The 7,907-nt window shown below is 47.1% G+C and carries 4 protein-coding genes and 2 pseudogenes; 1 reads left to right on the top strand and 5 read right to left on the bottom strand.

From position 1 onward, the window contains the following. Positions 1-167, bottom strand: a pseudogene (locus tag Q502_RS14615) (IS256 family transposase); the annotation flags it as partial. Between the two features lie 1,213 nt (positions 168-1,380). Continuing rightward, positions 1,381-1,785: a hypothetical protein gene (locus tag Q502_RS05875; protein ID WP_099830136.1), complete on the bottom strand. Its 405-nt coding sequence runs from the start codon at positions 1,783-1,785 to the stop codon at positions 1,381-1,383. 995 nt (positions 1,786-2,780) lie between these two features. Here Q502_RS05875 and Q502_RS05865 point away from each other — a divergent pair. Beyond that, on the top strand, positions 2,781-3,989 hold the full coding sequence (locus Q502_RS05865) for an ATP-binding protein (protein ID WP_099830134.1): 1,209 nt from the start codon (positions 2,781-2,783) through the stop codon (positions 3,987-3,989). Positions 3,990-4,761: 772 nt separating this feature from the next. On the opposite strand, the gene Q502_RS05860 is transcribed toward Q502_RS05865, so the two are convergent. The 3 genes and pseudogenes from Q502_RS05860 to Q502_RS15040 all read right to left on the bottom strand — a co-directional run. Beyond that, positions 4,762-5,634 (bottom strand): type II secretion system protein, encoded by an 873-nt coding sequence (locus Q502_RS05860; protein ID WP_099830132.1) that lies wholly within the window; start codon positions 5,632-5,634, stop codon positions 4,762-4,764. 1,267 nt (positions 5,635-6,901) lie between these two features. After that, positions 6,902-7,600: a lamin tail domain-containing protein gene (locus Q502_RS05850; RefSeq protein WP_258553708.1), complete on the bottom strand. Its 699-nt coding sequence runs from the start codon at positions 7,598-7,600 to the stop codon at positions 6,902-6,904. Between the two features lie 69 nt (positions 7,601-7,669). Then, positions 7,670-7,762, bottom strand: a pseudogene (locus tag Q502_RS15040) (prepilin-type N-terminal cleavage/methylation domain-containing protein); the annotation flags it as partial. Positions 7,763-7,907: the final 145 nt, after the last annotated feature.

The following is a 7,907-nucleotide window of genomic DNA, read 5'->3' as shown; positions in this document are numbered from 1 at the left end:
CTCTTGTAGTCATGCTTCGAATATCCAAGCTCTTCCTCTAGCTCTCCTTCAAGCATTTCTTTAATAATGTCACCAAACAACTCCTTCATTACCTCTTGAACATCTCCGACATTTTCGAATCCATTCTTCTCGATTAACGACTTGATCTTTTCTCTGTCAAATTTCATCTTCTCTTCCCTCCATTCTTCTATTCCATTCTAGAGGGTTTACACAATCTTTTTTACATACTCTCAAGATCTCTTCGCTCTTCCGACCTCTTGCCTCTGACCTCAGGCTCTTCCCAAGGACGGGTTTATGCTCCTGGACGCTAGGACGGTTCTTCCCGCTCTTTCAGCTCTTGCCAGACCCTAGACCCCATACCCTGGACCCAGTTCTAGGAGAGAGACCAAGAACTTGGACACGAAGTGTCGGAACGAAGAATCTAGGTGCAAAGCACCAGAACAATGAACTTCTCTCTTTGCCAAGAACCTGGACGCGCAGCGTCGGAACGATGAACCGCTCTGCTTGTCTTGATCCTAAATCCCCGCTTGAGCGGGGGGGACCGCTTGCGGTGGGGAGTGTGCTCTTTGAAATGCCTCTCACATCGTTTTTCGCTTTTTTTGCTTTGTCATCCCGTAGTGGTCTTGTACGGGATCTCGCTCAAAGTTCCGCTGTACGCTTAAAAGCGGTGAACCCGCTGATCGCTTGTAAAAGCTCAGTTGCAAGTTCCAAGATGCAAGTTGTAAGAAAAAGCATAAGAACGGGGTTGGGGGTAGCGGTTCGTGGTAGGAAAGAGCACGTTGAACCAGCAAAAGCTTCCCCGCGAAGCGGGCCTTGCGTCCACTGATGCTCTTCAGTGCATTTCGTCCCACCGAAGGTGGCATCACTTCCGCCGATGCTTTTCGGCGCATCACTTCCCCGGACGTTTCTCCGGGCATCACTTCCTGCGCCAGCAGACTGGCTCCTGAAGTTCCGCTGTGCGCTTAAGAACGAGAACCCGCTGATCGCTTGTAAAAGCTCAGTTGCAAGTTCCAAGATGCAAGTTGTAAGAAAAAGCATAAGAACGGGGTTGGGGGTAGCGGGTTCGTGGTAGGAAAGAACGAGAGAACCTGGTTGACCGTTGAACGGTTCACCGTTTGCCGGGAACCGCATCAGTTGCAGGTTGTAAGAAAAAGCAAAAGGCCGGGGTTGGAGGTTGCGGATTCGTGGTAGGAAAGAGCACGTTGAACCATCAAGAGCTTCCCCGCGAAGCGGGCCTTGCGTCCACTGATGCTCTTCAGTGCATTGCGTCCAGCGAAGCAGCCCCGCCTTCGCCGACGATCCTCGGCGCTCTATCTGTTAACTGGATGTAAATAATCGAGTCCCGAAAGGACGTAAATCGAATCTCTTTGCCCGATCCTACTATTCCTTTCTCTGCGCACTCCAGTCATGAGGGCCAGACTTGTAACTGCCGTCGATATAAACAGTCGCCGTACCGGTCATTCCATCCGAGTCGAATTTGCCTGCAAATTGAATTGTTTCTCCTCCCTCATAGCTTGAGTAGACAAAGGAGATGTTGTCCTTGGAAGTGGTCCCGGAAATTGTGCCATAGTTTGCAGTATAGATGTTGTTTCCCAGATAACCGGAGAGCTTGCCCTTGTCGTGAGTAGTTATCTGCATGATGGCCTCGAAAGTCTTCGATTCACTTCTTTTAACTGAAAGGTTCCATGCGCCAACAAGACTTCTCGTTTTCGCAACCGACAGGCACCCGGTAAGTACCATCACAACTGTAATTGCTAAGAGAACCATAAGAGATACTCGTTTCATAATCAACACACCTCGCTATAAAGAGTGGTGACACAATTTTGGTAGGCATTGAGGTTGACTCAAAGCACTAAAGACTGAATTCCGAAACCATCTTTCGTGAGATCAGAAATCTCTATCCATTTCACAGAAGCAGACACATCAAAAAGAGAGAATTGGCAACTGCAATATTACTATATCATTCTCCGTATCAGTTATGATAATTTAATCATCGTATCTCACGTGGGGATGATCGTCTTCTCCTCAAAAAAACTCCGCCGCTACACGGTCCTCCTCCCTCAAGGGAAGATTTAAGATCAAGATCATCAGGAGTTAAGTACAGCAAATATTGTCATGGGAGAAGGAGCATCACATGATTTCTCATGAACTCCCTGACTTATGGATAGGGATTAGCATTATGGCGCGCAGGCGAATTGACTGACTCTGTCCTCCCGTAGCGCCTGCCCTGATAAGCCTGCCCTGAAGGCCTGCCCCAAAATGCACCTGTTTGGGGGATCCTGTTCAGGGATTCTGTTTGGGAGCCTGCCCTGAAATGGTTTTGTTAAGGGTCATCCCGTAGAGCCTGCCCTGAAATGCTCCTGTTCAGGGTACCTGCACGGGATCTCGCCCTGAAGAGCCGCTGTACACCAGAAGTTCCGCTGTACGCTGTGAAGAGTCGTCCTTAGTCCTTCGTCCCAGATCATGGACCCGTCCTTGGGAAGAGCCTGAGGTCAGAGGCAAGAGGTCGGAAGAGCGAAGAGATCTTGATCTTCTTACCCCTAGCCTCATTCCCCTTACCTCTGATCCGCCTCGTCGATTGCCCAAGAACGAAGAACAGATACTCGCTCTGGAACGAAGAACCGATTATCCTCGGCGAACGGTGAACCGATAACGGATAACCGTTCCTGCGACTTGCATCTTGCAACTTGGAACTGATGACGAGAGAAACAATTAAGTACATCATACTTAACTACAAAGCCATATATGGTACAATATAGTGATCTTAATGGAGGTGCGAGATGATAGATCTTCAACCTTTTTTCGAGATCCACGAAAGAATGCTCTCATCAACTCCCGAGTCTTTCAAGCGCTATGCCTATTACCGGATCAACTGGGAAGACCGTCTTCTTGGAATTGTTGGTGCGCGCGGCTGCGGCAAAACAACGCTGCTTCTCCAGAAGATTCTTGAGAAGAGAGGAGTTGATTGCCTCTATATCTCGGCAGACAATCCTCTGGTTTTGAAGGAAAGTATTTATGCAATAGGAGATGCTTTCTTCAAGATCGGAGGAAAGACACTCATTGTGGACGAGGCTCACCGGCAAACCGGCTGGTCTAACGATATTAAGGCGTTATATGACGCTCATCCGACGAAGCAGATCTACTTCAGTGGAAGCTCGAAGTTCTCGGTTTTAATGGGAACGGCAGATCTTTCAAGACGGGCAGTATTGCATGAATTGAAGCACCTCTCTTTCAGGGAGTTCGTGAATCTGGAGACCGGGAGCGACTTCTCTGCAGTGTCGCCTGAAGAGCTTCTACAAAACCATGGAGAGATGAGCAATACGATGCTGAGATTTGAGCCACTGAAGTTATTCAGGGAATATCTGAGAGTTGGCTCTTATCCCTTCAGGATCGCTTCGAATTCTTACTACGAAAGGCTGCTGAATGTTCTGGACAAATCGATCTATCAGGATGTCGTTCAGGAGAATTCACTCAGGGGCGAGGCGGCCTCAGTAGCCAAGAAGATCATTGCCTTTGTGGCCACCAGCATAGTTCCTTCAATATCTCCGGAATCGCTTTCTCGGGATCTGGGAATTAGTAAGGTAACACTCTATGCCTATCTTGATTCACTGGAGAGGGCGGGAGTTTTGAGAAGAGTCCCACCGTGCGGTAGAGACTTGAAGGGACTCCGCAGTGGTTCGAAAGTATTCTTGGGTGAGACGAACATCTACTACGCTTTGGGACTGTCGCAATGGAATCTCGAAAGCAATATGGGAACGATAAGAGAGGCTTTCTTTGTCTCTCAAGTAAGTCATCTTGGAATCTGTGTGCCGAAAAATGGAGACTTCGCTTTGAGCCTAAAAGACACGGAGATAGTATTCGAAATAGGGGGTGCCCACAAAGGCAAGAAACAGCTAAGAGACGTTCCAAATGGCATTGTGTTGAGAGATGGAATTGAAACGGGATTTGGAAATGTCGTTCCACTCTATCTTCTTGGTTTTCTCTATTGAGCGTAAGAGCAGTTCCGGCGCGTTGCGCCCAAGTTCTTCGTTCCGACGCTGCGCGTTCAGGTTCTTGGTTCGCAAGAGCGAAAGAACGGCCAGTAAAGGCTTCGCCTTCGCCAGTATCGCTTCGCGGGCATAAGATCCGTGGAGAGTGGAGCGTTGAAAGTGGAGAGAAAGAGCATTGTCGAGACATTCGATTCGCTCACGAGAGAACACACCCCGTCGGCAGGAGCATGCCGCCACCCCTCTCCCAGAGGGGATTTCAGATCAAAAGCCGAAGAGCGGCCGTGTTCTTTTCGGAGAACGTAGGACAACGGACGTCTCTCACGCTCTTGCGAACCAAGAACAAAGTTTTTAGCTCCAACGAAGAACCGATCTTCTCGCTCTTTCGAAGGACGGGTTTTCTTCTCTTCACGGTTTTTTTCGCCGATCGGAAGAGAGTAGGGTCAAGAGGTGGCGCGGTGCGAGTACAGACTTTGTGAGGCCAGGCTGTTTACTCCCCTTTTGGGAGAGCGTCCCCCTCAAGCGGGGATTTAAGATCAAGAGCAAAGAAGCGAATAAAACCAGGTCTACTTGATAGCGATGACCGTGTCTGGAAATGATGATTGAGTTCCAGAGAGTGTGTCGTGGAATAATGATGAGCTCGAGGTTTCGGACAGGCAGTAGCAACGTTGGGAAAAGAAGAACGCGGGAAGGGAGATAGGTTTCTTGTATCCCCACGAGCATCGAACGAAAATCACAAACTTCGAGACTCTGCCGTCAGATATTCTTCTAGCAATTATTCTATCTTAACAATCTTTAGAGTTGAGATGTCGACTTTTCTTTCTTTGATGGAATTTAGGTACCAATGCCCGGTATCAGAAGAATCATCTCCAATATTAAATATAAGGTCCCAGTTGTATCTGCTTGTAAGTTCAAACTTATCGGAGGAATCGAGGAAGTTGAAGATGAATTTGTGTTCTGAATCAGGTATTACTCTTAGAAGTCTTCCAGAAGGCTTGTAGACCACTCCATTGATTGAACGTGTCCAGGAAGCCTCATTAAGACCAAGATCTTTGTAACGGTGTTCACCCCAATCTCTGGGATATCTTCCGTTCTTCTCAAAGAACCCTTTGATTAGGTTCACGAATCCACTACTTATCTCTGCGAAAGTCGAACCAAAAGGTGTAAGAGGCGCTATTGATTCTGCACCCAGAAGGTTATAGTAGAGAGTTCTGGAGTTCATAGATTCCTTTCCGAGTCCATTATCAAGAAAAGCATAGTCATCTACTCCGAATGGGATTCCCTGCCTTGAATCGACAAGAACACCGGAGACAGTCTCGAAATCGGCCTCACGATTTGTGAATACGAAGTAGTTATATTCGCCATCTTCGCCAATCTTCCAGGCGGCCCCAAACAGAGACGAATCAACATTCCTTCCGAGTTCGCTTATTGTCTGGGGTAGTTCTCCGTCAAGGTAGATTTTGTTTGCGAAGGATTGGGAGAGTGTCTTGAGGTCTCTTGCGACAGCAACGGCCGCGGATTTTCGCATGGCTTTTATTCCAATAGGAGTCACAACGGCTATAAGGGCAGCGATAACGGCAAGAACTATCAGCAATTCTACTAGTGAAAAACCCTTTCCTCTGTGATCTCTAAAACACTCTTCTCTCATATTATTCCACTCTCCCCAATTATGGTCGACTGTGTAAATGCAACATCGTGCCACATACTTGATTCATCCCATCGAAGCCTTCGTAATTAACTGCAAAGCTCAAGTTAATTTAGTCCTTTGAGTCAAGAAAGTTCTTTAGATGTCTAAAAGTGACTGAAGAAATACCTTCTCGAACCGATGTGGAAGATTTTCATTCAACTGTGGTCGGGGATAGCAGGTAACTGGTTAGAGAAAGCAAAGCGAGGTCGGTTGTACGGTTCTCCGCTCTCCGAGGAAAACTCGTTCTTCGTTCCGGAGCAAGTACCTGTTCTTCGTTCTTAGAATTCGCTAATCGCTTGTAAAAGCTCAGTTGCAAGTTCCAAGATGCAAGTTGTAAGAAAAAGCATAAGAACGGGGTTGGGGTTAGCGGGTTCGTGGTAGGAAAGAACGAGAGAACCTGGTTGACAGTTGAACGGTTCTTCGAGGAGAACCCGTTGTTCGTTCCAGAGCGATTATCTGTTCTTCGTTCTTGGTTAAGGCAAAAAACCACGAATGGCATTATGATCTTCGATCTTATCCAAGGACGGGTTTATGCTCTTGGACGCCGGACGGCTCTCAATGCCCTTACGAGACCCGAGACTTATTACCCGAGATCCGGTTCGTACCAGGAACTTGCACACGAAGTGTCGGAACGAAGAACTTAGGTGCAAAGCACCAGAACAATGATCTTCTCTCTTTGCCAAGAACCTGGACGCGCAGCGTCAGAACGAGGAACCGCTCTTGTTCCTAAAAATGGAGTCCCCATTTTTGTTCCCAGTCTTGTTCTTTTTGTTCCCCCTATTTTTTGTTCCCAATTCCCCATAATAATCAGCCTCCCGTGGAAGCCAAAGAATACTATCGAACAACTATCAGCAATGACGTGCCATGACTGTAATCCAATTCAGATGATTATCAGAGCGTAATCGCAGACTTCAGAAATCGGATAGCTTATGTTCAGAGTATTCGAAACATTGAAAGTTTCAGATCATCTTTCGGGGTTTTGCATAACATCTGGCTTACTCGACAAGCTGTATATTCATCTAAATCTCATAAAATATCTCTACTAATCGAAAGTAAGAGATCTGTAAGAAACTATAACTATACAAATGTTTAATATAGGTTATAGAAACTAAATTAATTGGCCCGGGTACTTTCATTCCCGGGCCCTTAAATAGACTGCGAAGGTGGAGAAATCTATTTCAGTTAACCGTTGCTTTTCACGAACAGCGTTTCCCCAAAGAGGGGGTTATTAGAAGCTTTGGTTTCCATAGGCTATATAATCGATTAGGACACCGTTGCTGTCGAAGAGAAATGCGATGTCACCTTCATTAAGCCAGACGGCGTTCTTTCTCCACGAGATACCTATTCTGCCATTCGCCGGATCGTTATAGTTTGAGGCATGAGTACCGGCTTCGGTATAAGTGTACACTCGAACAATCCCGCCCGGCGGAAGAGTTACGTTACCAAAAGTATACACGGCTGACTTCTCCAGTCTATCTTTTATCTTCCATCCTACAAGAGACAACGGAGCCGAAGTTCTGTTAACGACTTCAATGAACTCCGGTGTCCCTCCAGGATCAAAAGTGCCGAACCCGACACCCGCAGTCCCGACCTTCACCCTGTAAACGGCGGTGACCTCTTGAGGCGTGAAGGCCGCCTTGTCAAGACCGCCGGCCATTTCATAAAAGCCCGTCAGCGTCTCGCCCGGTGTGACCCTGGTGACTGCCGGAAGAATGTTTCTCAGAGTATCGAAATGCAGATCGTCTTTCGTGAAGATGTAAGCCACGGAATAGTCCGTTCCGGGTACATACAGAACGCCCCAGTTCTGACCATCGACGTTCCTGCCCAGATCGTTGATAGTCATATTCTCCAGCGAAGAAATACCTTCTAAATAGAAGAGCTGATCCATAGCCTTTGAAAGAGCCTTCATATTATAGGCGATTTTCACCGCCGTCGCCTTCCTCATGGCGTTAAGCGAAAGCGGCGTTATTACGGCTATGAGAGCGGCTATAACAGCAAGAACTATAAGAAGCTCAACGAGCGAAAAACCTTTGTTGACCTGACATCCCGCTTGTTTTGTAACTAGGTTTCTTCGAAGGCAACAGAGCATCTTCGTTACAGTATCTTGTGGGCTTGCATTTCGTGCATTTATTAGGTATAATTGTACCTATTGAGAGGAGGGAATGCATGGCTCATCGTATTCATGTAAGAAATAAGGATACAGGGGTTACCTACGTTTATGAAGGAATATCTTA

The organism is Mesotoga sp. Brook.08.YT.4.2.5.2., from assembly GCF_003351125.1.
Lineage (GTDB): Bacteria > Thermotogota > Thermotogae > Petrotogales > Kosmotogaceae > Mesotoga.
Note: the sequence above shows the minus strand (reverse complement) of the source record. Positions and strands in the feature narration are given on the sequence as shown.

Coding starts and splice junctions, on each gene's coding strand:
- Q502_RS05865 (WP_099830134.1), top strand. CDS start 2,781: ATGATAGATCTTCAACCTTTTTTCGAGATCCACGAAAGAATGCTCTCA.
- Q502_RS05875 (WP_099830136.1), bottom strand. CDS start 1,785: ATGAAACGAGTATCTCTTATGGTTCTCTTAGCAATTACAGTTGTGATG.
- Q502_RS05860 (WP_099830132.1), bottom strand. CDS start 5,634: ATGAGAGAAGAGTGTTTTAGAGATCACAGAGGAAAGGGTTTTTCACTA.